Genomic DNA, 25,876 nt, shown 5'->3' with positions numbered 1-25,876 from the left:
TTTGAATGGCAAGCACAACAGTTGCCCAACTCGCTGGCGAATTGAACCGTAGCGCATCGGCGCTGCTGGAACAATTGCAGGCCGCGGGCGTGCAAAAGGCGACGCCGGAAGACGTCATCACCGAATCGGACAAGACCCGTCTGCTCGACTATCTCAAGCGAGCACACGGCAGCGCCGAGGATGGCGCGCGCAAGAAGATCACGATCACCAAGCGCGAAACCAGCGAAATCCGCCAGGCGGACGCCACCGGCAAGACGCGCACCGTGCAAGTGGAAGTCAAGAAGAAGCGCGTGCTGGTCAAGCGTGATGAGCCGAATGCCGCACAGGCTGAATCGGAAGCCGCAGAGGCCGCACCGGTGGTCGATGCCGAGGAAATCGCGCGTCGCGAGGAAGAACAACGCCGCCAGGCCGAATTGCTGGCCCGTCAGGAAGCCGAGCTGAAGGCGCGTCAGGAAGCGATGGAGCGCGAGGAAGCCGAGCGCCGCGCCCGCCAGGAAGCCGCCGAAGCCGAGCAGAAGCGTCAGGCTGAACTCGCCGCCAAGAAGGCGGAAGAGGAAGCCGTTGCCGCCCGCGCAGCCGCTGAAGCGTCGGACGAAGCCCCGCGCCGCAAGGCCGAGGAGGACGCCGCGCGTCTGGCAAGCGAGCGTGAGGCCGCACAGAAGGCCGCCGACGAAGCGCGCGTTGCTGCGGACAAGATCAAGGCCGAGGAAGACGCTGCACGTAAGCGCCGCGAAGCTGCCGAAGCCGAAGCCCGCGCTATCCGCGAGATGATGAGCGCCCCGGCCCGCGTGTTGAAGACGCCGGCCGAGCGTAAGGCTGAAGAGGTCAAGAAGGCCGAGCAATCGGGCACGCTGCACAAGCCGGTCAAGCCGGCTGGCGAAGCACGCCCGGCTGCGGCTGCCAAGAAGCCGGCTGCCCCGGCACCTGCTGCGGCTGCACCTAGCTCGCCGTCGGGTGACAAGAAGGGCGGTCGTGGCAAGTCCGGTTGGCAAGATGACAACCGTACCGGCAAGCGTGGCGGCCTGAAGACGCGCGGCGACACCGGCGGTGGTGCCGATGGCTGGCGCTCTGGCTCCAAGGGCGGGCGTAACCGTCATGGCGACGACAACCGCAATGCATTCCAGGCACCGACCGAGCCGGTCGTGCGTGAAGTGCACGTGCCGGAAACCATCTCCGTTGCCGATCTGGCGCACAAGATGTCCGTCAAGGCCGCCGAAGTCATCAAGCAGATGATGAAGCTCGGCCAGATGGTCACGATCAACCAGGTGCTGGACCAAGAGACCGCGATGATCGTGGTCGAAGAAATGGGCCACCAGGCGGTCGCGGCCAAGCTGGACGATCCGGAAGCGCTGCTGATTGGAGGCGTGGAAGAGCCGACCAATGCCGAGGCAGAAACCCGTCCGCCGGTCGTGACCGTGATGGGTCACGTCGACCACGGCAAGACCTCGCTGCTGGATTACATCCGTCGTGCGAAGGTCGCGGCGGGCGAAGCCGGCGGCATCACGCAGCACATCGGCGCGTATCACGTCGAAACCGATCGCGGCGTCATTACGTTCCTGGACACCCCGGGTCACGAGGCCTTTACGGCCATGCGTGCACGCGGTGCCAAGGCAACCGACATCGTGATCCTGGTGGTGGCGGCCGACGACGGCGTCATGCCGCAGACGAAGGAAGCCATCGCGCACGCGAAGGCGGCCGAGGTGCCCATCGTGGTGGCGATCACCAAGGTCGACAAGCCCGAAGCCAACCCCGATCGCGTCAAGCAGGAACTGGTGGCTGAGAGCGTGATTCCGGAAGAGTACGGCGGCGATGTGCCGTTCGTGCCGGTGTCCGCCAAGACTGGCGAAGGCATCGACAGCCTGCTGGAAAACGTGCTGCTGCAAGCCGAAGTGCTGGAACTGAAGGCGCCGATCAACGCGCCGGCCAAGGGGCTGGTGGTGGAAGCGCAGCTGGACAAGGGCAAGGGCCCGATCGCTACGGTGCTGGTGCAGAGCGGTACGCTCAAGCGCGGCGACGTGGTGCTCGCGGGCACGGCCTACGGCCGCGTGCGTGCCATGCTGGACGAAAACGGCAAGCCGGCGAAAGAAGCCGGTCCGTCGATTCCGGTGGAAATCCAGGGTCTGTCGGAAGTGCCGGGCGCCGGCGAAGAAGTGCTGGTGCTGCCGGACGAACGCAAGGCACGCGAAATCGCGCTGTTCCGCCAAGGCAAGTTCCGCGATGTGAAGCTGGCGCGCCAGCAGGCTGCGAAGCTGGAAAACATGCTGGAGCAGATGAGCGAAGGCGACGTGAAGTCGCTGCCGCTGATCATCAAGGCCGACGTGCAGGGTTCGCAGGAAGCACTGGTGCACTCGCTGCAGAAGTTGTCGACCGACGAAGTGCGTGTGCAGGTCGTGCACGCCGCCGTGGGTGGTATCACCGAGTCGGACGTCAACCTGGCAACCGCGTCGAAGGCCGTCATCATCGGCTTCAACACGCGGGCCGATGCGGGCGCACGCAAGCTGGCCGAGCATCAGGGCATCGACATTCGCTACTACAACATCATCTATGACGCTGTGGATGAGGTGAAGGCGGCAATGTCCGGCATGCTGTCGCCGGAAAAGCGCGAAGAGACGACTGGTCTGGTCGAGGTGCGTCAGGTCTTCCACGTGCCGAAGGTTGGCGCGGTGGCCGGCTGTATGGTGCTGGACGGCTTCGTCAAGCGCAATTCGCTGGTGCGGGTGCTGCGTGCGAATGTGGTCATCTTCTCGGGCGAACTCGATTCGCTCAAGCGCTTCAAGGACGATGTGAAGGAAGTGAAGCAAGGCTTCGAATGCGGCCTGTCGATCAAGAACTTCAACGACGTTCAGGAAGGCGACCAACTCGAGATCTACGAGATCACTGAGGTGGCGCGTACGCTGTAATACGTTGGCCGGACGCTGCGGTGTCCGGCTCGATTTTGCGACGGTGGCCCGGGCGCGTCCCGCGCCACCGTTTTGTCTTTTTGGGCTGCGTCGGCGCGTGCTGGCGGCGGCCACGTGAGGAAACACACTATGCCGAAGAAATCGGGATCGGCCGCTGGCCGCAATGTGCGCATCGCCGATCAGATCCAGCGTGATCTGGCCGAATTGATCCAGCGCGAAATCAAGAACCCGGCAATGGGTCTGGTGACGCTGCAATCCGTCACGCTCACGCCTGACTACGCGCACGCCAAGATCTACTTCACGGTGCTGGGTGCAGAGCCGGAGGTTGCCGGCGCCATCCTGAACGAGAAGGCGGGCTACCTGCATTCGCTGTTGTTCAAGCGCCTGCACATCCACACGGTGCCGACATTGCATTTCCACTTTGACGGTTCGGTCGAGCGCGGTATCGAGATGTCGCGACTGATCGACGAGGCCAACGCCACGCGCGCCAAAGACGACTGAAGATGGCTGAGCAACATGCGCCCAAGCCACAGAAGCCGCCGCGTCGCGAGGTGCACGGTGTGTTGCTGCTGGACAAGCCGATCGGCTGGTCGAGCAACGATGCGCTGATCCGCGTCAAGCGCCTGCTGTGGGCCAAGAAGGCGGGGCATACCGGTACGCTAGATCCGCTTGCCACGGGATTGCTGCCGCTGTGCTTTGGTGAGGCGACCAAGTTCTCCCAGGACTTGCTTGATGCGGACAAGACGTACGAGACCATCGTGCGCCTTGGTATCAAGACGAGTACTGCGGATGCGGAAGGCGAGGTGCTGAGTGAGCGCCCGGTATCCGTCACGCCGGAGCAACTGCAGGCCGTCATCGCGCGCTTTGTCGGCGAGATCGATCAGGTGCCGCCGATGCACTCTGCGTTGAAGAAGGACGGCAAGCCGTTGTACGAATACGCGCGCGCGGGGCAGACCGTGGAACGTGCTGCGCGGCGGGTCACGATCCACTCGATTGACGTGTTGGGGACGGATCTGGAGTCGGCTGAGCCGACGATTACGTTGCGTGTGTCCTGCAGCAAGGGGACCTACATCCGCACGTTGGGTGAAGACATTGGCGAGGCGCTGGGTTGCGGCGGACATCTGGTTGCGCTGCGTCGCACGCAGGTGGGCAACCTGACGCTGAGCGGTGCTGTCACGCTCGAAGCGTTGGACGCTGCCGCTGAAGATGCCCGCACCGAATTGCTGGCGCCGGTTGATGCGCTGCTGCAGACGCTGCCGCGCGTGGAGCTGGATGCGGAAGAGAGCCGTCGCTTCCTGCATGGTCAGCGCCTGCCATTGCGATTGGCGTTGCCGAATGCGGACCAAGTGCGCGTCTACGGGGTGCGCGACGCGATCGCAGCGGAGGCCACTGCGTCGCTGCTCGGGGTGGCTGCCTGGCAGGGCGGTGTGCTCCGGCCGGAGCGGCTCGTGCATCTTTAAGCCGCTCGACCCGCAACAAAAAAGCCACGCAGCGACGCGTGGCTTTTTTGTTTGCGGGATGTCTGCTCAGTGTGCCCCCGCAGCCGCTTCCGCACCGCCTGCCGACTTCGCTGGTTTGGTCAACCAGATGAAGACGATCAGCACGATAAACAGCACCGCCGAAATCCAGAAGATATCGTTGGCCCCCAGCATGGCGGCTTGCTGCGAGATCACACGTTCGATGGCGCCGTTGGCCTGCAGGTTAGGCATGCCAAGTTGCGTGTACTGGTTGATCGACGACGTGTAGGCGGGGTTGTACGCGTTCGCATGCTCGACCAGCTGGGCGTGGTGCAGGGCAGAGCGGTTGTCCCAGATCGTGGTCGAGATCGATGCACCGATACCGCCGAACATGATCCGCACGAAGTTCGACAGGCCCGAGGCCGCCGGAATCCGCTCTGGCGCCAGACCCGACAGGATGATCGACGTGAGCGGGATGAAGAACATCGCCATCGCTGCGCCCTGAATGAGCGTCGGGATCAGCAGTGTCCACGTATCGATCTGCGTGGTGAAGTGCGAGCGCATCCAGAACACCAGCGCGAATGTCAGGAACGCTGTTGTGGCCACCCAGCGCGCGTCCATCTTCGGCAGGTTCTTGCCGATGACGGGCGACAGGATGATGGCGAAGATGCCCACCGGCGCCATGATCAGGCCAGCATCGGTGGCGGTGTAGCCGACGATGGTCTGCAGCCACAGCGGCAGGATCACCAGGTTGCCGAAGAACAGCCCGTACGCCACCGAGATGGCGACCACCCCGGCGCTGAAGTTGCGGCCCTTGAACAAGGTCAAATCCACCACCGGGTGGTCTTCGGTCAACTCCCAGATCAGGAAGAAGGCGAAGCCCACGACGGCGACGACGGTCAGCACAATGATCTCGGTCGAGTTGAACCAGTCGAGTTCTTTGCCGCGATCCAGCATCAACTGCAACGAGCCCACCCAGATGACGAGCAGCGCCAGCCCGACCTTGTCGATCGGCAGCGAACGTGTTTGCGATTCACGGTCCTTGTAGATGACCCACGTTGCATACGCCGCCAGAATGCCCACCGGGATGTTGATGTAGAAGATCCACGGCCACGTCATGTTGTCCGAGATCCAGCCACCCAGAATCGGCCCCATCACCGGCGCCACCAGCGTCGTCATCCCCCACAGTGCGAGCGCCATCGAACTCTTGGCTGGCGGATAGGTCGAGAGCAGCAGCGATTGCGACAGCGGGATCATCGGGCCCGCGACCGCACCCTGGATGATCCGCGCGGTGATCAACGTGCCCATGTTGGGCGCCAGGCCGCACGCCCACGATGCCAGCACGAACAGGATGATGGAGGTTACGAACAGGCGCACCTGCCCGAAACGCTGCGTCAGCCACCCCGTGAGCGGCACCGAAATGGCATTGGCCACCGCAAACGAGGTGATGACCCACGTGCCCTGGTTCGGGGCCACGCCCAGGTCGCCCGAAATTGCCGGGATCGACACGTTGGCGATGGACGAATCCAGCACGTTCATGAAGGTGGCCAGCGAGAGCGCAACTGTGCCGATCGCCAGTTTGGCGCCGGTCAGTGGCGGTAGCGGCTTGGGCGCGGCGGTTGCCATGCGTCAGACCTTGGGTGCGGGTTGCGAAGTGCGCGGAGCCGATACGGCCGGCACGTTGGAAGCAGCCGGCGCGGTTGCACCGCCGCGACCAGCGTTGGCGCTGATGATGCTTGCGATGACCTGATCGGCGTCCTTGCCGGCCTGGTCGTAGACGGTCGTTTGCAACGGCGATGCAACCGGTGTAGTCGCCAGGCTCTGGCCGCCTTCATCATGGATGTCGACCTTCGCTTCCATCGACAGACCCACGCGCAGCGGATGGTCCTTCAGCTCCTTCGGGTCGAGCGACACGCGCACCGGCAGGCGTTGCACCACCTTGATCCAGTTGCCGGTAGCGTTCTGTGCCGGCAGCAGCGAAAACGCCGAGCCCGTACCCGCCGAGAAACCGACCACCTTGCCGTGGTACGTCACGCTGCTGCCATACACGTCAGCCACCAGTTCAACCGGCTGGCCGACGCGCATGTGGCGCACTTGCACTTCCTTGAAGTTGGCGTCCACCCAGAGCTGGTCCAGCGGCACGATCGCCATCAGCGGCGTGCCCGGGGCGACGCGCTGGCCGACCTGCACCGAACGCTTGGCCACATAGCCCGTCACCGAAGCCGGCAGGCTCGTACGCGCATAGGCGAGGTAAGCCTCGCGGACCTTGGCTGCGGCTTGCAACACGTTCGGGTGACGCTCCAGCGTGGTCTGTTCGGTCAGCACGCGGTTGCCCTGCAGCTGCTCCTTGGCGGCTTCCAGTGCGGACTGCGCAGCCTGCACAGCGGTCTGTGCGTGCGAGATTTCTTCTTGCGACACAGCGCCCGTACCGGCGATCTGCTTGCGGCGTGCCAGGTCGTCCTTGGCCTTGGCGAGATCGCTTTCGCGCATGGCCAGCGTGGCGGTGTACGCGCTGGTGTTCGAGTACAGCGTGCGCACCTGGCGCACCGTCTGCGCGAGCGCAGCTTCGGCCTGCTCGAGCGCAACGCGTGCATCGGCACGGTCCAGTTCGATCACGGGCTGGCCGGAGGTGACGAGCTGCGTGTCGTCGGCGCGAATGGCCACCACGGTGCCTGCCACCTGCGGCGTTACCTGGACCACGTTGCCTTGCACGTAGGCATCGTCGGTGGACTCGAACCAGCGGCCGTACAGGCCCCAGTAGAGGCCGTAGCCGACGCCGGCAACCACCAGTGCGGCGGCCAGCGTGGTCAGCATGCGCTTGCGCTTTCCGTTGGCATTGCCGTTGCCGGGGGGCGTTGCCGCGGGGGCTGCGGGGACGGGGGCAGCGGACGGTGCGGCTTGGGGCTTGTTGTCACTCATGATGTTGGCTCGAAAGAATGCGTTGGAACGGTCGGTTCAGTTCAGTTCGGTTCAATTCAGTGCAGGTCAGCCATGCGACGCGGCAGCATCGGGCTTGGCGCCCGGCAGGTCTTCAGCCGTATAGCCGCCGCCGAGGGCCTTGATGAGGGCCATCTGCGCGTCGAGACGGCGTGCCTGCAGGTCGGTCGCGAGCTTGCGTTGCTGCAGCACCGTCGTCTCGGCATTCAGCACGACCAGTTGGGTGCCGAGGCCAGCGCTGTAGCGCGTACGGGCCAGGCTGTAGGCGCGCTCGGCCTCGCTCAGGGCCGTACGCTGGATCGCGATCTGCGCGTCGATGCTATGCAGCGCGGTGATCTGGTCAGCGGTGTCGTGCAGCGCTTCGGTCAGCGTCTGGTTGTAGCTGGCGACAGCGGCGTCATAGTTGGCGTACTTGCCGCGCAGATTGGCGCGCAGCTTGCCGCCCTGGAAGATCGGCAGCTTCAGCGCCGGGCCGATACCGAGCTGACGCGATGCGCCCAGCAGCAGGTTTTCCGGCGCAATCGAAGCGAGCCCCAGGAATGCAGTCAGGCTGATGTCCGGCAGGAACTGCGCCTTGGCCACGTCGATGTCCTTCGATGCTGCTTCCACACGCCAGCGCGCGGCCACGAGGTCCGGGCGACGGCCAATCAAATCGATGGTGAGGTTGTTCGGCAGCTTGGGCGTGGCTTGTGCAAGCAGCGTGGGGCGTGCAATCGCCAAACCGCGGTCCGGGCCCTTGCCCAGCAGTGCGGCGAGCTGGTTGCGGGCGAGCGTGATCTGCTCGTCGACCTGCTCAAGTTCCGTTTGCGCGGCGGCCACGTTGGCGCGTGCCTGCGTGGTTTCGACTTGCGTATCCAGACCGGCACGCAGGCGCTGGCCGGCAAGGCTGGTCAAATCCTTGCGTTGCACGATCGCACGTTCAGCCACGTCCCGCTGCGCGTAGAGCGCGGCCAGCTTGGCGTAGGTGCGTGCTACCGTGGTCGACAGCATCAACCGCGAAGCCTGGCTTTCCGCTTCCATTGCCTTGTCGTCAGACAGCGCGGCTTCCAGCGCGGAGCGATTCTTGCCCCAGAAATCCAGGTCGTAGCTCACGCCGAGCTGGATCTTCGACTCCGTGAACCAGCGGCCAGCCAGCGGCGTGCCTTCAAACATGTCGTATTCCGACAGGCGCTGGCGCGTCATGTCGGCATCGAGCCCGACGCTTGGATACAGATTGCCCCGCACCACATCGGCCATCGCACGCGAAGCACGCACGCGCGCAAAGGCGACCTGCAGGTTCGGGTTGTCTTTGATCGCCTCGTCCACCAGCGCGCGCAGTTGCGGATCGTTGAACTGGTCGACCCAGCTCTGCGACGGCCACTGGCCGCCTTGCGAGGGCAACGATTGCGCGCTCGCCAACTGGTCCGGCGTTGTCAGTGTCTGTGTGCTGTGCGAATTGCCGAGGTTGGCACAGCCGGCCAGCACAGCCAGCATCACGGCGGAAAGCGCCACGCCCAGGCGCGCCGGCCATTGCGCGCGCGTGCTGCCTGCGCGGCTTTGGGGCGAAAGTGCCTGAGGGGCGGAGTTCAAGGCGTTCATGTTGTTTGATGTATCAAGCGATCGAGGAGGGCGTTCGGGGCGGCAGGTGCAATGTCGGACAGAGCGGCGTCAGTGATCGGCAGGGCGCGCGCGATGGCCTTCCGTGGCGGCGCCGTTGCTGAGAATGCGCTTGAGAAGCTCGCGCAGCGTATCGACGTCAGCCGGTGTAAAGCCGGCGAAAAAACGGTTCAGCACGTGCGTGTAGATGGCTGGCATGCGGTCGGCCAAATCGCGGCCGGCTTCGGTCACTTCCAAGTGCACGACGCGGCGGTCGGACTCGCTGCGCACGCGCTCGATCAGGCCGCGCTTTTCCATGCGGCTGAGCATGCGGGTGAGCGAGCCGATGTCTGTGTTCAGTTCGCGGCCGAGGTCGGTGGCGGTCTGGCAGCGGCCGTTGGCGAGCAGCACTAGGCAGCTGGCTTGGGAGTGCGTGACATCCATCGCGGCAACTTCTTGCTCGATGGCCATGGACAGCGCCGTCTTGGCGCGCCCAACGAGGTAGCCAACGCTTTCGCACATGCGGTAGTCCTCCACCCGGAAGAGCGTTCCGGCAGCAGCAACTTCGGTGGCGGGTCTTGTCTGTTCGGGCATCTTATGTATGCACAATCATTGTCCGGACAAATATACGAATTGGCGCAGCAAACGGCAAGGTACTGAATGTGCGATTCCAGTTTCGGAAATAATGAGTGACTTATAAAGCGCTGCGGCAACGTTGCTTCATCGTTTAGTCAAGGAGTGTCATCTCTTGCGCATCGCAGCATGCTAGAATGTCAGGTTATTCCGCGAGCTGAATTTGGGTGCTGTCCCGGGCTCGTGTCACGTCTTTTCGAGTTCACATCCCATGCGCGCGCTTCGCAACATCGCAATCATTGCCCACGTTGACCACGGCAAAACCACACTGGTCGACCAGCTCCTCCGCCAAGCCGGCACGTTCCGCGAGAACGAACAGATCGCCGAGCGCGTGATGGATTCGAACGACATCGAAAAAGAACGCGGCATCACGATCCTGGCCAAGAACTGCGCGGTCGAATACAACGGCACGCACATCAACATCGTCGACACGCCGGGGCACGCCGACTTCGGCGGCGAGGTGGAGCGTGTGCTGTCGATGGTCGACGGCGTGCTGCTGCTGGTGGATGCCCAGGAAGGTCCGATGCCGCAGACGCGCTTCGTGACGCGCAAGGCGTTGGCCCTGGGCCTGAAGCCGATCGTCGTGGTCAACAAGGTGGACCGCCCGGGCGCACGTCCGGACTGGGTGATCAACGAGACCTTCGAACTGTTCGACAAGCTGGGCGCCACTGACGAGCAGCTCGACTTCCCCATCGTGTACGCCTCGGGCCTGAACGGCTACGCCGGCTTGACCGACGATGTGCGCAGCGGCGACATGAAGCCGCTGTTCGAGACCATTCTGGAGAAGGTGCCGCAGCGTGACGATGACCCGAACGGCCCGCTCCAGCTGCAGATCATCTCGCTCGACTATTCGAGCTACGTCGGCAAGATTGGCGTGGGCCGCATCACGCGTGGCCGCGTGCGTCCGCTGCAGGACGTGGTGGTCAAGTTCGGCCCGGAAGGCGCGCCGATCAAGGGCCGCATCAACCAAGTGCTGAAGTTCCGCGGCTTGGAGCGCGAGCTGGTGCAGGAAGCGGAAGCCGGCGACATCGTGCTGATCAACGGTATTGAAGAGCTGGGCATCGGCTGCACGGTGTGTGCGCCGGACGCCCAGGACGCGCTGCCGATGCTGAAGGTGGACGAGCCGACGCTGACGATGAACTTCTGCGTCAACACCTCGCCGCTGGCGGGCCGCGAAGGCAAGTTCGTGACGAGCCGCCAGCTGCGCGATCGTCTGGACCGTGAGCTGAAGTCGAACGTGGCACTGCGCGTGAAGGACACCGGCGACGACACGGTTTTCGAAGTGTCGGGCCGTGGCGAACTGCACCTGACGATTCTGGTGGAAAACATGCGCCGTGAAGGCTACGAGCTGGCCGTGTCCCGCCCGCGCGTGGTGTTCAAGGAAATCGACGGCGTGAAGTGCGAGCCGTTCGAACGCCTGACCGTGGACGTGGAAGACAGCCACCAGGGCGGCGTGATGGAAGAGCTTGGCCGCCGCAAGGGCGAACTGCTCGACATGGCGTCGGACGGCAAGGGCCGTACGCGTCTGGAATACCGCATTCCCGCCCGTGGCCTGATCGGCTTCCAGGGTGAATTCCTGACGCTGACGCGCGGCACGGGCCTGATCAGCCACATCTTCGACGACTACTCCCCGGTCAAGGAAGGCGACCTGGGCGAGCGTCACAACGGCGTGCTGATTTCGCAGGACGACGGCGCTGCCGTGGCCTACGCGCTGTGGAAGCTGCAGGACCGCGGCCGCATGTTCGTGTCGCCGGGCGACGCGCTGTACGAAGGCATGATCATCGGCATCCACAGCCGCGACAATGACCTGGTCGTCAACCCGATCAAGGGCAAGCAGCTGACGAACGTGCGCGCGTCGGGTACCGACGAAGCCGTGCGCCTGGTGCCGCCCATCCAGATGTCGCTGGAATACGCGGTGGAATTCATCGCCGACGACGAGCTGGTGGAAGTCACGCCGAAGAGCATCCGCCTGCGCAAGCGCCACCTGAAGGAACACGAGCGCAAGCGCGCATCGCGTGAAGAAGCGGTCTGATCGCCAATCGATCTGCCAAGAAGAACGCCCCGAGGTTTCGGGGCGTTTTTTTTTGCTCGGCGATGACGCTCGCGTTATGCCTGAACGCGGGCGAAGGCTTGCGCCAGATCGTCGATCAGGTCTTGCGGGTCTTCCAGTCCGATGTGCAGGCGCACGATCGGGCCGGCGGCGGACCAATCCGTGCAGGTGCGCGTGCCCGCCACGTTGCTGACCGTTGCCAGGCTCTCGAACCCACCCCACGAGGCGCCGATGCCGAACAGCGTTAGCGCGTCGACAAAGCGCGCGGCGGCTTGCAGATCGGCGCGAGCGAATTCGAATGAGACCAGTCCGTTGGTGCCGGTGCAATCGCGTTGCCAGAGCGTGTGGCCGGGATCGTCGGGAAGAGCTGGGCAGAAGACCCGCGCGACTTCTGGCCGCGCCACCAGCCAGCGCGCAATCTCCAGCGCGTGGCGTTCGTGCATGGCAAGGCGCGCCGCCAGCGTGCGGGTGCCGCGCAGCACGAGGTAGGCATCGTCAGGGCTGACCGCCACACCCTGCGCGTCGCACATCGTGGCGAGGGTTTGCCAGCACGCTTGCGTGGTGGTGACTGTGCCCATCATCACATCGGAGTGGCCGCTGAGGTATTTGGTCGCCGCCATGATGGAAACGTCTGCGCCGAGCGCGAGCGGACGGTATTGCAGGCCCGAGCCCCACGTGTTGTCGGCGACGACGAGTGCTCCATGGCGATGCGCGATCTCGGCCAGTGCAGGCAGGTCGCACATCTCGTAGACCAGCGAGCCGGGGCATTCCACGTAGATGAGCTTGGTCGTCGGCTTGAATTGCTGTGCGACATCGGTGCCGTCGGCGCGGAAGTACGTCACCTCTACGCCCCAGGGGCGCAGGAACGTATCGACGAAATGGCGCAGCGGCTGGTAGACGCAATCGGCAATCAATACATGATCGCCAGGGCGCGCGAAGGCGAGGAACACCATGGAGATGGCAGCCAGCCCGGTCGGGAAAAGTCGCGTGCGATACCCGCCTTCGAGTTGCGCGACGACGTCTTCTAGAGCGAAGCCCGTCGGGTTGCCGCGCGCGCCGTAGGTGAACATGCGTTCGGTGCCGCGGCGGCGGCGCGCGTCGTTCATGTCGTCCATCGAATCGAACAGCACGGTGGAGGCGCGCACGACGGGCGGGTTGACGGCCCGACCGCCTTCGAATGCCGGCGAGGTGCCGCCTTTGACCAGGCGGGTGGCCAGTCGTGGCTCCGTTTTCTGCGATGACATGGTGTAGATCCTGTCGGTTGCGTGTCATGGCTGCACGGCAGCGGCGCCCACGCGGAAGGCGCCAAGTTCCTGCGCATCGAGCTGGGCGAGCAGGCCGGTTTCCCAGGCCAGGTATTGCCTGGCCGCAGCCTTGTTGCCGTCGTGCCGATCATGCACGAAGAAGAGATAGTCGATGCAATCGGCGTCGGGCGGCGCGCTGTCGGAACCGTCGGTGACGTAGCCGGCGGCGGTCCACGCGGCAATGCCGCCGGCCAGCAATTTGAGACGCGATGCGGCCTGCGGCGCGTGTGCGGCCCAGTCTGTCGCGGCGAGCTGTGCGATGCGCGGGTCGTCGGCAATCAACACGGTATCGCGGTCAGCGGCCAGGGCCGGCAGGCGCGGGCGAATGGCCCAGGTGGCGCCAGGCACATGGGCACGGCGGAACGCCATGCTGGGGCGCAAGTCGACGACGTGCGCGGTGCCTGCCGCCAGCGCGCTGGCAAGTGCCTGCGCGCTGATCTCGGGCAACGGCTGCGGCAGCGTGGTCGTGGGCGCCGGCAGGCTCGCATTGCTGTTCAACCCCTCCCGCAGCACATAGGCATCGTGACCGAGTTGCCGCAGCCAGCTCGCAACGATTGGCGCGCGCACGCCGTCGGCGTCGAACAGCACAAGGCGGGCGTGGCGCACGCCGACGTACTGATCGGTTGCCTGGATCAACTGGCCGCCCGGCGCATGCTGTGCACCCGGCAGGCTGCCGTTGGCGAACTCCTCGGGTGTGCGGACATCGCAGAGGAAGAGGCTGTGTTCGCCTTGCGCAACCCAGCGTGCGAGCGTGGCCGCGTCTACCTCGGGTACGGCAAAGCGCGTGGCGAGTTGCTGGCTGGCCTCGCGCATGTCTTTGACGGTGGCCGGGGCAATGACATCGGGATAGCGCCGCGTGCTGCCGTGCTCCAGCGGCAGGTCTTCCAGATACCAGCCTTGCGTGCCATTCTCCAGCGCCATCACCGGGTTCGGGATGCCGAGGTTGATGAGCGTCTGCGCGCCGATGATGCTGCGCGTGCGGCCCGCGCAGTTGACCACGATCGGCGTGGTCGCGTCGGGCACAAGCTCGCGGATGCGCAGGCCAAGCTCGCCATTCGGGCAGCAGATCGACGACGGGATCGTCATCTTCAGGTATTCGCTGACGGGGCGGCCATCGACGATGACGACGTCGTCGCCGCGTTCACGCATGGCCGCAAGTTCACGCGCGGTGACGCGCGGCGTGTGGTACGCCATCTCGACGAGTTCACCGAAGGTCTTGGAGGGCACGTTGACGCCGGCAAACAGCGTGAAACCTGCGTGCGCCCAGCCCTGTGCGCCGCCTTGCAGCACGTGCACGTTGCTGTAGCCGATGGCGTTCAGGCGTTCGGCCGCGCGCTCGGCAACGCCGTCGTTGTCGTCATAAATGACCATGCGCACAGCGCGACGGGGCGCAAGGCGCGGGGCGTCGATCTCAAGACGGCTGTACGGCAGCGGGATGGCGTAGAAGAGGTGGGCTTCGCCGTACTGGCCGTGCTCGCGCACGTCGAACAGCGCAATCTCGGCGCCGTCGTGCAGCCACGCTTTCAGGGTCTGGGCGGTAACGAACGATGTCATGTCGATGCAAAACGAATCAAAAGGGTGAGCGACGCCCCCGCGCACGCAGCGCGGATTTCAAGCAACGCGAGTTGGATGGCGGCTAGCTGGTTAGCGGCGCGTCTTCACGCCGATGCCCATGGTTTGATAGCGGCCGGTTTCGAGGTCGAACGTGATGCGCTCGGTCAGCGTTTCGAGCGCGCGTCCGTACATGTGCAGATGGCGGATCGGCGCCTCGCCCTTGATCTCGACGGCGTGGATGTCCTCGGCCGCCAGCGCGATGCCGGTGCCGGGCTCGACGACGACGGTGTCGGTCATTTCCAGCGTGCCGACGCCGGGCGTGGCGCGGTCGTCGGTGCGGCGGTAGACATAGTTGTATTCCGTGCCGTCCACCGCGGCGATGCAGGCCCACGTGGTGTGGTTGTGCGGCGTGATCTTCTTGCCGGGGCGCATGACGTTCAGGTACAGCGCGTAGGTCTGGTCGGCGTCTTCGTGGATCAGGTAGCGGGCTTGCAGCTCGCCGTCGGCCGGGGCCGGGAAATCGGTGTCTTGCCAGAACTCGGTGCGCGCGGCGAGGCCTTTGACCTCTTCGAGCACGTCGGCCAGGGCGCGACGCGTTTCACCTTCGGGCGCGAGCGCAGCTTTCATGGCCGCAATGGCATCGGTCACGGCCGCTTGGCGTTGTTGAGGAAGAGACGTGGACATGAATGGATTCTCCTGAGGGATTGGGGCGCCTTGCGTTGTATTTCGCGGCGTTGTTGTCGTTGTCCGTATCAGCGTCAGGCGACGAGTTCGGCAATGCGGGGCGCAGGTCGCAGAACGTCTTGCAGGAAGCGCTGTGCGCGGGCGTGCTTCGGGCGACTGAAGAACTGGTCGGGCGGCGCGTCCTCCAGCAGCTGGCCCTGGTCCATGAACCAGACGCGGCTCGATACGTCGCGCGCGAAGCCCATCTCGTGGGTCACGATCATCATCGTGAGGCCGTCGCCGGCCAGCTCGCGCATCACGTGCAGCACCTCTTGCACCATCTCGGGATCGAGCGCGCTGGTCGGCTCGTCGAACAGCATGAGCGGCGGCTTCATTGCCAGCGCCCGCGCAATGGCCACGCGCTGCTGCTGGCCGCCCGACAGGTTGGCGGGCATCGCGTCGATCTTGTGAGCAAGGCCCACCTTGGCAAGCAGCGCCTCGGCCTGCGCCGTCGCTTCGTCGCGCGACAGACCGAGCACCTTGGTCGGCCCGAGAATCAGGTTCTGCCGCACCGAGAGATTCTGGAACAGGTTGAAGTTCTGGAACACGAAGCCGATGCGCGCACGCAGTTCATTGACACGCATGTCGCGTGCATGGACATCGCGCCCCTCGAAGCGGATGCATCCGCCCTGGATGGCCTCAAGCCGCGTGACCGTCCGGATCAACGTGGATTTGCCCGAGCCCGAGGGGCCGCACACCACGACGACTTCACCGCGCGCGATGGTGGCGTTGACGCCTTTGAGCGCGTGGTAGTCGTCGTAGTACTTGTCGACGTTTTCAAATGCCAGCATGGGATGGGGTCTCCGGCAGGGATTGTTCCTAGGCAAGCCCGGCGCGATGGCGGGCAATGCGGCGCTCCAGCTGTCCCGCGAACCGCGAGATGGCGAAGCACAAAACGAAGTAGAAGGCTGCGAGCACGAGAAACGTCTCCAGCGGCTTGGTCAGCGTGATGGTGTTGACCTGCGCGGCCGAGTACGTCAGCTCCGGCACGCCAATCACATAGGCGAGCGACGTTGCCTTGATGATCGACACGAACTGGTTGACGATCGACGGCAGCATGTTGGTCAGCGCTTGCGGCAGCTGCACGTAACGCATGCTCTGCAGCCACGACAGGCCATTCGAGCGCGCGGCTTCCATTTGCCCGCGCGGCAGGCCTTCGAGCCCGGCGCGCACGATCTGCGAGAGGAATGCGCTTTCGTAGACGATGATTGCGCAGACGGCCGTGGTGAACGCAGACACCTCTTTGCCCACCAGCAGCGGCACCGCAAAGTACGCCCAGAAGATGATCATCAGCAGCGGAATGCCGCGCACCAGGCGCGACCACACACCGGCAATGCGACGCAGCCAGCGCCACGGGCTCACGTGTGCCAGCCCGATCAGCACCGCAATCGGGAACGACATCACCAAGCCCAGCACCGAGAGCACCAGCGTCACCGCCACGCCGCCGAGCGGCCCATTCGGCCACGACCCGACCAGGAACAACGCCAGATAGTCATGCAGGATTTCAAGCATGGCGTCAGACCCCCAGCGGCGTCGTTCGACGCTTGGCCACGCGTTCCGACAGTGCCATCAACGCGAGCGTGCCGAGCAGATACAGCAGCGTGGCGATGAGGAACACGTCGAACGTGCGGAAGGTGAGGTTGTCGATCTGCCGGGTGCGGTAAAGCAGTTCATGCACGCCAATGGCCATCGCCAGCGAGCTGTTCTTGAACAACAGCAGCGCCTGGTTGAGCAGCGCGGGCAGCGCCACGCGAATCGCCTGCGGCAGGATCACGTAGCGCAGCGCCTGCAGATGCGTCAGCCCGATCGACCACGCCGCCTCCTGCTGCGTATGCGGAATCGCACGCAGGCCCGAACGCAGATCTTCGGAGATGAACGCGCCCGAGTTCAGCGCCAGGGCAATCGTCGCAAAGAAGAATTCGGTGTTGCCGGCGTTGATCCAGGCTTTGAGCGATTCCGGCAGCAACTGCGGCACGCCGAAATACCACACCAGGATCTGCACCAGCATCGGCACGTTGCGGTGGTATTCCACAACCACGATGACGAACGCCTTGAACACGCGCACCGGCAGCGCCCGCAGCGTTGCCAGCGACACCCCGACGGCGATGGCCAGCAGGCCCGAGACGACAAACAGACGCAGCGTGGTCAGAATGCCGTCCCGCAAGAGGCGCAAATAGCCGTCTTCGAGCAGGAAGGAGAGATCGAACATGTCGGCCGCCCGGGGCTTACTGCGGCTTGATCGGCTCGACCTTGTAGTCGCGCGAGAACTTGTAGACCGACTTGGCGCCGAGCCACTTGTCGAAGCTCGTCTGCAGGCCGCTCGACTGGTCGTACTCCGCCAGCACCTTGTTGACGGCCGCCATGAGCGCAGGCTCGTTCTTGTTCATCACCACGCCCCAGCGCTCTTCATAAACCGGCGCGTTCAGCAGGCGATATTGCTGGCCGCCTTTCTGCGCCGCCTCGTTGGCAAAGCGCGCCAGCACGAGCTGCCCTGCCACCAGCCCATCGACCTTGCCTTGCTGCAACGCCAGATACGCCGATGAAATATCGTGGAACGTCAGCAGCCGCGAATCCGGCAGGCGCGTCACCGACACCGCCGCCGAGCTGGAACCTTCCGAGGCGGCGATCTTCTTGTTGGCGAGCTGATCGAGCGTCTGGATGGGCGAGTCCGCCCGCACCAGCACACGGATCGGCGCGACGAAATACTGGTTGCTGAAATCGACCTGCGCGGCGCGCGCCGGCATCCACGCCACGGCAGCGGCCAGCACATCGACGCGATGCGTCTTCAGTTCGGGAATGCGGGCATCGGTCGACAGCGCACGGTGCTCCAGCTTGACGCCCAGGCCCTTGGCCAACGCGCTGCACACATCCACGTCAAAGCCGACGATCTGCCGCGTTGCGGCGTCGGGAAAGGCATACGGCTCGCTGGCGTTCTGGGTGCCGCAGACCAGCGTGCCGCGCGACTTGATGTCGGCCAGCGCGTCGGCATGCGCCACGGTCGCCACGCCCAGCGTGCCCAAGGTGAGCGTCGCCGCGGCCTGTGCCCATTTCCATACCCACATGATGTTCCTCCTTTGTATACAACCGATTCTGTGTCGGACCGCGATTTCCCTGCGGCTCGGGTGTCTGCCTGAACGTGGTATTCGTTCAGTGTTATTTGTGTTTCCGGCAGGTTATCGGCCAGAATTGCGCAGAACAATTTAATTTTTGGCGGGAAACGATTAGAAACTCTGAAGTATCGGGGCCGAGATGCGTAATCTGGACATCGATCTGCTGCGCACATTCGTGGCGATCGCACAGCACGAAACGTTTGCCGCGGCAGCCGCGCGGGTGGGGCGCACGCAGTCTGCGGTCACGCAGCAAATGCAACGGCTGGAGGAGGAAATGGGCTGCGCGCTGTTCGAAAAACGCGGCCGCCACAAGACCATGACCCCCGATGGCGTGCGGCTCGTGGCCTATGCGCACAAGATCCTGGCGTTGAACGACCAGGCCGTGCAGGTCATCCAGACCGGTGGCCCGATCGAGAAAATCCGCATCGGTTCACCGCACGATGTGGCCGATTCGATCCTGCCGAATCTGCTGCGACGGTTGTCCAAGCTGTCGCCGGAATTGCAGATGGAAATCAACGTTGGCCGCAGCCCGTTCCTAATGGACGCGCTGCGCGACAAGACGCTCGATCTGGCGATCTCCACGCGCTATGACGATGCCTTTCCCGGCATCAAGCTGCGCACGTCGCCGATGGTGTGGATCTGCGCGGAAGACTTCATCTTCAATCCCGCCGCGCCGGTGCCGCTGGTCATGGCCGACGAGCTGAGCCTGTTCCGCCAGCTGTCGATCGAATGCCTGGACGCGCACCACATTCCGTGGCGCACGAGTTATCTGTCGCCCACGCTGACGGGCATCAAGGCCGCGATCAGCGCGGGGCTGGGCGTGACGGCGCGCACGACCGAATTGCTCGACGCCAACATGCGCGTGCTGACCGAAGCCGATGGCCTGCCGCGCCTGCCCGAAGTGGCGTTTTATTTGTACGTGCAGCCGACGTGTACGAGCGCCGTGCTGCGCGATCTGTTCGATTCCACCGATCGCGTCGCCACCCGCTTCGGGCCGCCGTTCATGTGAGCGGCATCGCCTCGGCCGTGACTGCAGCGCGCGGGCTGCGCCACTCGGGCGGTTTCCACAGGTAGCGAATGTCCCGGTCGCGGAACACGTCGGTCCACATGTCGCGCCATTCGTGGAAGGTGAGGGTGATCGGGTTGTGTGTGTGGACCTGCCGCGTGATGCCGAAAACGGGGGCGTCCTCCTCCGGCACGAAGCTGCCGAACATGCGATCCCAGATGGTCAGCACGCCGGCGTAGTTGCGGTCAATGTACTGCGGATTCTTGGCGTGGTGCACGCGATGCACCGACGGCGTATTCACGTATTGTCCGAGCCACCGCCAGAAACCGGCGTAGCGCGAATCCAGCGCGCCCAGCCGCGTATGGACGAAAAACTGGAACGCCAGGTTCAGGCCCACGGCCAGGATCACCCAGTCCGGCGTAAAGCCGATCCACGCAAGCGGAATCCAGAACAGCCACATGCCGGAAATCGGATAGGTCAGGCTCTGGCGGAATGCCGTCGAAAAATTCATGCCTTCCGACGAGTGGTGCGTCACATGCGACGCCCACATCCAGCGCACGCGATGGCTGGCACGGTGGAAGAAGTAGTACAGAAAATCCTGCAACAGCAGGAGCAGCACGAATGACCACCACGTTTCAGGCACCGCGCGCAGGCCGTGGCTGTACGTCCATGCGTACACCGTCTTGATCATCAGCCACAGGAAGAATGCATCCGACGCCTGGTGCATGAGCGCGAGGCAGGCGTTTGAAACGGTGTCCTTGAAGCTGTAGACGGACGGGTCGCGCTTGCGCCAGTAACATGCCTCGGCGCCGATGGTCAGCAGGAAGACCGGCGCGAAGGCCAGCAGAATCAGGCCGGGGTCGAAACTCGACGCGCCCGGGGCGGCGTTGGCAGGTGTCATTGAATTGTTGTGATGTGTGTTGTCTCCAACCGGCAGGTATACGCCCAACACCCGCGCCGCGAAAGGGGGCACGCTAGAGCCCTTCCTCGCTTCAATACGCGGTCGTGTACAGTGCGAGCCGTGATTTCCACAACAACATCCGAGACATGCAATCCACCGCTTCCCCCGCGCCCCAGGCTGAAGTTCAACCCAACGTGATCGCCGAAGTACGCGGCGGCATCGGCTGGCTGACGCTGAACCGGCCGCAGGCGCTGAACGCGCTGTCGCTGGAGATGATCCGCACGATGTCGCATGCGCTGCTGGCGTGGCAGCACGATCCGGAAGTCCACGCCGTCATCCTGCGTGGCGAGGGCGGCAAGGCCCTGTGTGCCGGCGGCGACATCCGCTTCTTCCACCGCGCCGCCACGGCCGGCGACCCGCAGCTCATCACCTTTTTCACCGAGGAATACCGCCTCAACCACCTCATCTTCAGTTATGCCAAGCCCTACATCGCGCTGATGGACGGCGTCGTCATGGGCGGTGGCATGGGCATCTCGCAAGGCGCATCGCTGCGCGTGGTGACCGAACGCACGAAGATGGCCATGCCGGAAACCAACATCGGCCTGTTTCCGGATGTCGGCGGCGGCTGGTTCCTGGCGCGCGTGCCGGGCCATGTGGGCGAATACCTGGGGGTGACCGGGCAGATGATCGAAGCGGCTGACGCGCTGTCGGTTGGCCTCGCCGATTGCCACGTCACTACCGAAGCGCTGGCGGCCATCGTCCAGCGTCTGCGCGGCGGCAACTGGGGCAGCGCCGAGCAGATCGCCGCGTGCTTTACCGAAGCCGCATCGGCGCCCGATGATGCCAAGGCCATCATCGCGCCGCACCGCGAGGCGATCGATGACTGCTTCAGCCAGAGCAGCGTGCAAGGCATCCTCGCGGATCTGGCCGGCAGCACGGATGCCGAATGGGCCGCTCAGACCGCCGCGCACATGGCCAAGCGCTCGCCGTTGATGATGGCGGTGACGCTGGAGCTGATCCGCCGCGGCCGCCACACCACGCTGGCCGATGAGCTGCGCCGCGAACTCGACATGATGACCCACGTGTTTGCCCAAGGCGACGGTATCGAAGGCATTCGCGCACTCGCGGTCGACAAGGACCATGCGCCCAAGTGGAAGCACGCCAGCATCGACGCCGTGCGTGACGACGAAGTGGCCGCCTTCTTTGTTTCGCCTTGGCGCCGTGAGCAGCATCCGCTGCTGGGGCTGTCGGACTAGAACCGGTAAACTGCGCGCCTGGATGTTGAATCGTTGACTTGCTGTGACCGCTGAACGCCCCACGCCGAACCCCCGCCGCTTGTCGGTGGCGCCCATGATGGATTGGACTGACCGACATTGCCGGTTCTTCCATCGCCAGATCTCGCGCCACACGTGGCTCTACACGGAAATGGTGACCACCGGTGCGCTGCTGCACGGCGACGTGCCGCGTCACCTCGATTTCGACGAAGTCGAGCACCCCGTGGCGCTGCAGCTTGGCGGCAGCGAACCTGACGACCTGGCCCAGGCCGCGCGCCTCGGAGAGCAGTGGGGCTACAAGGAAATCAACCTCAACTGCGGCTGTCCGTCGGAGCGCGTGCAGCGAGGGGCGTTTGGCGCGTGCCTGATGGCCGAGCCCAAGCTGGTCGCGCAGGGTGTCAAGGCGATGCGCGATGCGGTGTCGATTCCGGTCACGGTCAAGCATCGCATCGGCATCGACGCCATCGAGACCTACGATTTCGTTCGGGATTTCGTCGGCACCATCGCCGAGGCCGGCTGCGAGACATTCATCGTCCACGCGCGCAACGCCATCCTCAAAGGCCTGAGCCCGAAGGAAAACCGCGAGATTCCGCCGTTGCGCTACGAGGTCGTCTATCAACTCAAGCGGGATTTCCCGCATCTGGAAATCCTGCTCAACGGCGGGGTGCAGACGCTGGAGCAGATTGACACGCATCTTGCCCACGCGGACGGCGTCATGATTGGCCGCGAGGCGTATCACCATCCGCATCTGATGGCCGCGTTCGATGCGCGGTACTACGGCGCAGGCACCGAGGCCCCCACGCGCGCCGCGGTGGAAGACGCGATGATCGGCTACGTCGGCCGCTGGGTTGAGCGCGGCGGCTACGCGGGGGCGGCGGTGCGGCACATGCTGGGGCTGTACCGCGGTGTGGCGGGTGCGCGCGGCTGGCGGCGCGTGCTGTCGGATTCCAAGGCGCTCGGCCGCGTGAAGACGTTGGCCGACGCGCATGCGTTGTTTGATGAGGCGCGGGCGCACCTGCGGCGCGGCGAGGAGTCAGCCGACGAGGCGGTCGCAGCATAAATCGCACGACCCCCTAGGCACGCCGGAAGAATGTTTGTATAATCTCGTTTTTCGCCGAGCAGCTGTCAGTTTTGCTGTTCGTACGACGGTGGCTGTAGCTCAGTTGGTAGAGTCCCAGATTGTGATTCTGGTTGTCGTGGGTTCGAATCCCATCAGTCACCCCAAGGTTTCAGTAAAAAAGCCCGTTTTTGCGGGCTTTTTTGCGTCTGTGCGCAATGTCTATGCGTCAGCGACCACCGTGCCTTGGTGGTACACAACCTTCCAGCCATCCGCCGTCCGCCGCCACAAGGTGGCTCGCCGCGTCGTCCGATTCGACTGCACCAGCGTGTAGGTCAGCAAGTAGTTATCCGGTGCAATCTCCTGGCAGCGGAAATCACGCGTTTGCCAGAAATCCTCGCCGATATGGCCGTGCCGCGCATCGAGAACGCCGAGCACATAGCTGCGGCTGTAGCGTTGGCCAGAGGCACCGGTTTCCCAGAAATCTTCCGTGGTCATGCGCTCGAAGTCTTCGCGGCGCGTGCCGAATTCCGGGCGATGGAAAATGGGCTCACGCCGGCGCAGTTCTTCCAGCACGTTCAGCAGACCGGGGGCGGTATCCAGAGACGGTTCCATGCGGCAAGCCTCCTGGGAAAGCCCCAAGCATACCCCGCAGCCGGCGTGGTTTAACGTTTTTCGCGGTGCACAATGCGTAGCTGGCACTTCGCCCCTATGATGGCGCCTTCGCCTTTTCCGGAATCCACTTCGATGCAACGCACTGCCCGTATTGGCCTGTCTTCGCTGACGATCGCACTGTCGCTGGCTTGCGGCGCCGGCGCCTTTGCCGCCACGCTTCAGAAACCGCAACTCGACGCGCTGCTCGCCGCCGAACAATCCAAGGCATCGGCTGACCTGAACAGCTTTCTCGCGGCAGCCGCGAAGGCGGATCCGCAAGTTGCAGGCAGTGTCGCCGCGTATCAGAAGAAAGCTCCGCTTGCCGGCGATGACCTCGTCAATATCGGACGCCTGCTGGGGTTGTACAACCGCCTGCACAACCAGCAGGCCGTGATTGCTTCGATCGAGAAGATGGTCGCGCTGCCGACGGTGCGTGACGACAAGATCCCGCAGTACGAAAACCCCGCCATCGTCGCGTTTGGCAAGCTGGTCGAAGGCATGGCGCGCGACTTCGGCCTGAAATACCGCAACGTCGACAACCGCGTCTTTGAAGTCACGCTGCCCGGCACCGGCTCGGACGAATTCGGCATCCTGACCCACGCCGACGTCGTGCCCGCAAAGGCGGAGGAATGGGTGCTCGGCGACGGCACCAAGCTCGACCCGTTCAAGGTCACGCGTGTCGGCAATCTGCTGTACGGCCGCGGCACGATTGACGACAAGGGCTCGATTGCCGCCGCGATGTACGCCATGAAAACGGTCAAGGACAGCGGCGTGCCGCTCGCGCGCACGATCCGCCTGATGATCGAAACCACCGAGGAAACGGGTGGCGACGGCATGAAGTATTACCGTGAGCACACGCAATTGCCTGCGTACAACATCGTGCTCGACAGCAAGTATCCGGCCGTGGTCGCGGAGAAAGGTTCGGGTGCGCTCAAGGTGTTCTTCCCCGCGCAGCCTGCCGATGCTTCGCATACGGCCATCGTTTCGATGACGGGCGCGGCGTCGGCCAGCTCCATCCCGCAAACGGCCACCGCCACGCTCAAGGGCGGGGATCTGGGCGTGGCCGCCGCCGCGCTCGAAGCCAAACGCGACGCGTTTGTGAACAGCCTCGCGGCGCAAGGCAAGTTCTCGATCGACATCGCACGCACGGCGGACAGCATCGTCGTGAAGGTGACCGGCACGTCGGCGCACGGTTCGCGTCCGGAAGAGGGCGTCAACCCGCTGCCGCGCCTGGCGCTGTTCCTGCGTGCAGCCGATCTTGGCCTGGCAGACAACGCCTACGCCCACGCCGTGCGGTATCTGACCGACGTTTACGGCACCGATTACCTCGGCAATACCATGGGCGTCGCCTACAAGGACGACTTCATGGGCCCGCTGACCATTTCACCCACCGTGATCGGTGACAAGAATGGCCGCGTGGAGGTGACCGCCAACGTGCGCATGCCTCGCGGCAAAACGCCCGACGCACTGCGCGGCGAGATCGCCGGCAAGATCAACGCATGGGCCAACGCCAACCATGTCGCCCTCGAGATCAACCACGACCAGGGCAACTGGATGGCGCGCGATCCGAAGGGCGCGTGGCTGTCGACGCTGCTCAACATTTACGGCGACACCACCGGCTTCGACGCCAAGCCCGTGCCGACGGCCGGCAGCACGACGGCCAAGCTGATGCCGAACGCCATCAATTTCGGCCCCGCCATGCCGGGCAAGAAATACACCGCGCACAACGCCAACGAGTACAAGGAAGTGCCGGACCTCGACCTCGATATGCAGATGTTCACCGAGATGCTGGTGCGCATCGGCAATCTCCAGTCGATGCAATAACCGACGTCGACGGACGATCGCCATGAACATCATCCGCGCCAAATCGTTCACTGCCGAGCGTGCCTGGGGCGCGCTCGATATTGCCAATATGGGCGGCATTACCACGCGCCTGCACTGGACGGACCAGCCTTATCGCTGGCACGTAAACGATGGGGAGGAAGTGTTCGTGGTGCTCGACGGCACGGTTGACATGCATTACCGCGAAGCCGGCGAAGAGAAGGTCGCGACGCTGGAACCCGGCGACATCTTCTTTGCCGGTGTCGGGTGCGAGCATGTGGCGCACCCGCGCGGCGAGGCCCGCATTCTCGTGGTCGAGAAAGCGGGGAGTGTTTAGGCCCCCAGGGCCGTCGCAGCGAAAAAAAAGCCCGCAATCTGCGGGCTTCGAATTCAGCGATCTCATTGCCCCTGAGGGCACTGGCAATACTACTGTCACGTACGCCAAACAACATCGGGGTAAACGTCCGTTTTGCTGGCGGAACACTGTCGAATGTGCCGCTGCAGCAACTTCCGGACAGAAAAAACAGCCCGCTCAAACGGCGGGCCGAAAATCAGTTGAAGAAAGCCCTGTCCTCAGGGCACGGCAAGTGTATGAAATCAGTTGCGGCGGCAGCATTGGGGTATGCCCTGATCGGGCGCCGCGACGCGGTTTGCGGTCCTTGCCCGTCGTTCTTTTCCTCAGCAGCTTTCCGCCCCAGCGGCACGTGAGGCCACCGGGATCGCATCCAGCATGCGGCAGATGGCGGCCATGCTGCCGACCATCGTACGGCGCTGCTCCCCCTGATAGATGCGCACGCCCTGGGTTTGGCGGAAGGGCACCGGCTGTACCGGGCGGCGGCGGGAAGACATCGATCCGAGTCGCATGGCAGACCTCGTGAGTTCGGGTGGAAAAGCGAGTGACAAGACTCCGCCCTGGCGAG

The 25,876-nt window shown here is 64.3% G+C and carries 23 protein-coding genes and 1 tRNA gene; 10 read left to right on the top strand and 14 right to left on the bottom strand.

The features are described from left to right. The first annotated feature begins 5 nt into the window (after positions 1–5). The 3 genes from infB (at position 6) to truB (ending at position 4,360) form a co-directional block, all read left to right on the top strand. Positions 6–2,900 carry a translation initiation factor IF-2 gene (infB, locus tag N511_RS0100905; RefSeq protein WP_027677576.1) on the top strand — a complete coding sequence of 965 codons (2,895 nt, stop codon included), beginning with the start codon at positions 6–8 and terminating at the stop codon, positions 2,898–2,900. Between the two features lie 129 nt (positions 2,901–3,029). Next, a complete protein-coding gene (gene rbfA / locus N511_RS0100900) occupies positions 3,030–3,401 on the top strand; it encodes a 30S ribosome-binding factor RbfA (protein ID WP_004626422.1) in 372 nt (123 codons plus the stop codon). A 2-nt stretch (positions 3,402–3,403) separates the two neighbouring features. Then, on the top strand, positions 3,404–4,360 hold the full coding sequence (gene truB, locus N511_RS0100895; protein ID WP_027677575.1) for a tRNA pseudouridine(55) synthase TruB: 957 nt from the start codon (positions 3,404–3,406) through the stop codon (positions 4,358–4,360). Between the two features lie 66 nt (positions 4,361–4,426). Here truB and N511_RS0100890 read toward each other — a convergent pair whose 3' ends face one another. From N511_RS0100890 to N511_RS0100875, 4 genes are all read right to left on the bottom strand, one after another. Beyond that, complete coding sequence (locus tag N511_RS0100890) at positions 4,427–5,983, bottom strand: DHA2 family efflux MFS transporter permease subunit (RefSeq protein WP_027677574.1); 1,557 nt, start codon at positions 5,981–5,983, stop codon at positions 4,427–4,429. Positions 5,984–5,986: 3 nt separating this feature from the next. Then, the gene (locus tag N511_RS0100885) at positions 5,987–7,276 is read right to left on the bottom strand and encodes an HlyD family secretion protein (RefSeq protein ID WP_027677573.1); all 1,290 of its coding nucleotides are present in this window, start codon (positions 7,274–7,276) and stop codon (positions 5,987–5,989) included. Positions 7,277–7,342: 66 nt separating this feature from the next. Further along, the gene (locus N511_RS0100880; RefSeq protein ID WP_027677572.1) at positions 7,343–8,872 is read right to left on the bottom strand and encodes an AdeC/AdeK/OprM family multidrug efflux complex outer membrane factor; all 1,530 of its coding nucleotides are present in this window, start codon (positions 8,870–8,872) and stop codon (positions 7,343–7,345) included. A gap of 69 nt (positions 8,873–8,941) precedes the next feature. Beyond that, positions 8,942–9,463 carry a MarR family winged helix-turn-helix transcriptional regulator gene (locus tag N511_RS0100875; RefSeq protein ID WP_410482452.1) on the bottom strand — a complete coding sequence of 174 codons (522 nt, stop codon included), beginning with the start codon at positions 9,461–9,463 and terminating at the stop codon, positions 8,942–8,944. A gap of 250 nt (positions 9,464–9,713) precedes the next feature. Between N511_RS0100875 and typA the strand changes: the two genes are divergently transcribed. Then, on the top strand, positions 9,714–11,534 hold the full coding sequence (typA, locus tag N511_RS0100870) for a translational GTPase TypA (RefSeq protein ID WP_027677570.1): 1,821 nt from the start codon (positions 9,714–9,716) through the stop codon (positions 11,532–11,534). A gap of 74 nt (positions 11,535–11,608) precedes the next feature. On the opposite strand, the gene metC is transcribed toward typA, so the two are convergent. The 7 genes from metC to N511_RS0100835 form a co-directional block, all read right to left on the bottom strand. Then, on the bottom strand, positions 11,609–12,796 hold the full coding sequence (gene metC / locus N511_RS0100865) for a cystathionine beta-lyase (protein WP_027677569.1): 1,188 nt from the start codon (positions 12,794–12,796) through the stop codon (positions 11,609–11,611). 24 nt (positions 12,797–12,820) lie between these two features. Continuing rightward, complete coding sequence (locus N511_RS0100860) at positions 12,821–14,410, bottom strand: rhodanese-like domain-containing protein (protein ID WP_027677568.1); 1,590 nt, start codon at positions 14,408–14,410, stop codon at positions 12,821–12,823. Between the two features lie 90 nt (positions 14,411–14,500). After that, the gene (locus N511_RS0100855) at positions 14,501–15,094 is read right to left on the bottom strand and encodes a cysteine dioxygenase family protein (RefSeq protein ID WP_027677567.1); all 594 of its coding nucleotides are present in this window, start codon (positions 15,092–15,094) and stop codon (positions 14,501–14,503) included. A gap of 74 nt (positions 15,095–15,168) precedes the next feature. Next, the gene (locus N511_RS0100850; protein WP_027677566.1) at positions 15,169–15,924 is read right to left on the bottom strand and encodes an amino acid ABC transporter ATP-binding protein; all 756 of its coding nucleotides are present in this window, start codon (positions 15,922–15,924) and stop codon (positions 15,169–15,171) included. A gap of 28 nt (positions 15,925–15,952) precedes the next feature. Then, positions 15,953–16,645, bottom strand: coding sequence for an amino acid ABC transporter permease (locus N511_RS0100845; RefSeq protein ID WP_024975903.1), 693 nt, complete (start codon positions 16,643–16,645; stop codon positions 15,953–15,955). 4 nt (positions 16,646–16,649) lie between these two features. Next, positions 16,650–17,342, bottom strand: a complete 693-nt coding sequence (locus N511_RS0100840) for an amino acid ABC transporter permease (RefSeq protein ID WP_027677565.1) — start codon at positions 17,340–17,342, stop codon at positions 16,650–16,652. A 16-nt stretch (positions 17,343–17,358) separates the two neighbouring features. Continuing rightward, a complete protein-coding gene (locus N511_RS0100835) occupies positions 17,359–18,195 on the bottom strand; it encodes a transporter substrate-binding domain-containing protein (protein ID WP_037026176.1) in 837 nt (278 codons plus the stop codon). A gap of 187 nt (positions 18,196–18,382) precedes the next feature. Between N511_RS0100835 and N511_RS0100830 the strand changes: the two genes are divergently transcribed. Continuing rightward, the gene (locus N511_RS0100830; RefSeq protein WP_027677563.1) at positions 18,383–19,252 is read left to right on the top strand and encodes a LysR substrate-binding domain-containing protein; all 870 of its coding nucleotides are present in this window, start codon (positions 18,383–18,385) and stop codon (positions 19,250–19,252) included. Here the strand turns inward: N511_RS0100830 and N511_RS0100825 are convergent. After that, entirely contained in the window at positions 19,245–20,150 is a 906-nt protein-coding gene (locus tag N511_RS0100825) for a sterol desaturase family protein (RefSeq protein ID WP_027677562.1), read from the bottom strand. The two genes, N511_RS0100830 and N511_RS0100825, sit on opposite strands and share 8 nt — an antisense overlap. 146 nt (positions 20,151–20,296) lie before the next feature. Between N511_RS0100825 and N511_RS0100820 the strand changes: the two genes are divergently transcribed. From N511_RS0100820 to N511_RS0100810, 3 genes are all read left to right on the top strand, one after another. Then, positions 20,297–21,406: an enoyl-CoA hydratase/isomerase family protein gene (locus N511_RS0100820; protein WP_027677561.1), complete on the top strand. Its 1,110-nt coding sequence runs from the start codon at positions 20,297–20,299 to the stop codon at positions 21,404–21,406. Positions 21,407–21,449: 43 nt separating this feature from the next. After that, on the top strand, positions 21,450–22,484 hold the full coding sequence (dusA, locus tag N511_RS0100815) for a tRNA dihydrouridine(20/20a) synthase DusA (RefSeq protein ID WP_081785302.1): 1,035 nt from the start codon (positions 21,450–21,452) through the stop codon (positions 22,482–22,484). An 88-nt stretch (positions 22,485–22,572) separates the two neighbouring features. Continuing rightward, positions 22,573–22,648 (top strand) — tRNA-His (locus N511_RS0100810). Between the two features lie 55 nt (positions 22,649–22,703). Here the strand turns inward: N511_RS0100810 and N511_RS0100805 are convergent. Beyond that, a complete protein-coding gene (locus N511_RS0100805; RefSeq protein ID WP_027677559.1) occupies positions 22,704–23,096 on the bottom strand; it encodes a nuclear transport factor 2 family protein in 393 nt (130 codons plus the stop codon). 132 nt (positions 23,097–23,228) lie between these two features. Here N511_RS0100805 and N511_RS0100800 point away from each other — a divergent pair, with 132 nt between their 5' ends. Next, on the top strand, positions 23,229–24,959 hold the full coding sequence (locus N511_RS0100800; protein WP_027677558.1) for a dipeptidase: 1,731 nt from the start codon (positions 23,229–23,231) through the stop codon (positions 24,957–24,959). Positions 24,960–24,981: 22 nt separating this feature from the next. Further along, a complete protein-coding gene (locus N511_RS0100795) occupies positions 24,982–25,293 on the top strand; it encodes a cupin domain-containing protein (RefSeq protein ID WP_009238331.1) in 312 nt (103 codons plus the stop codon). Positions 25,294–25,634: 341 nt separating this feature from the next. Here the strand turns inward: N511_RS0100795 and N511_RS0100790 are convergent, their stop codons facing one another. Then, positions 25,635–25,820 (bottom strand): hypothetical protein, encoded by a 186-nt coding sequence (locus N511_RS0100790; protein ID WP_027677557.1) that lies wholly within the window; start codon positions 25,818–25,820, stop codon positions 25,635–25,637. Positions 25,821–25,876 lie beyond the last annotated feature (56 nt).

This window comes from Ralstonia sp. UNC404CL21Col, assembly GCF_000620465.1.
Taxonomy (GTDB): Bacteria; Pseudomonadota; Gammaproteobacteria; order Burkholderiales; family Burkholderiaceae; genus Ralstonia; species Ralstonia flatus.
This window is presented reverse-complemented; position numbering and strand designations above follow the sequence as displayed.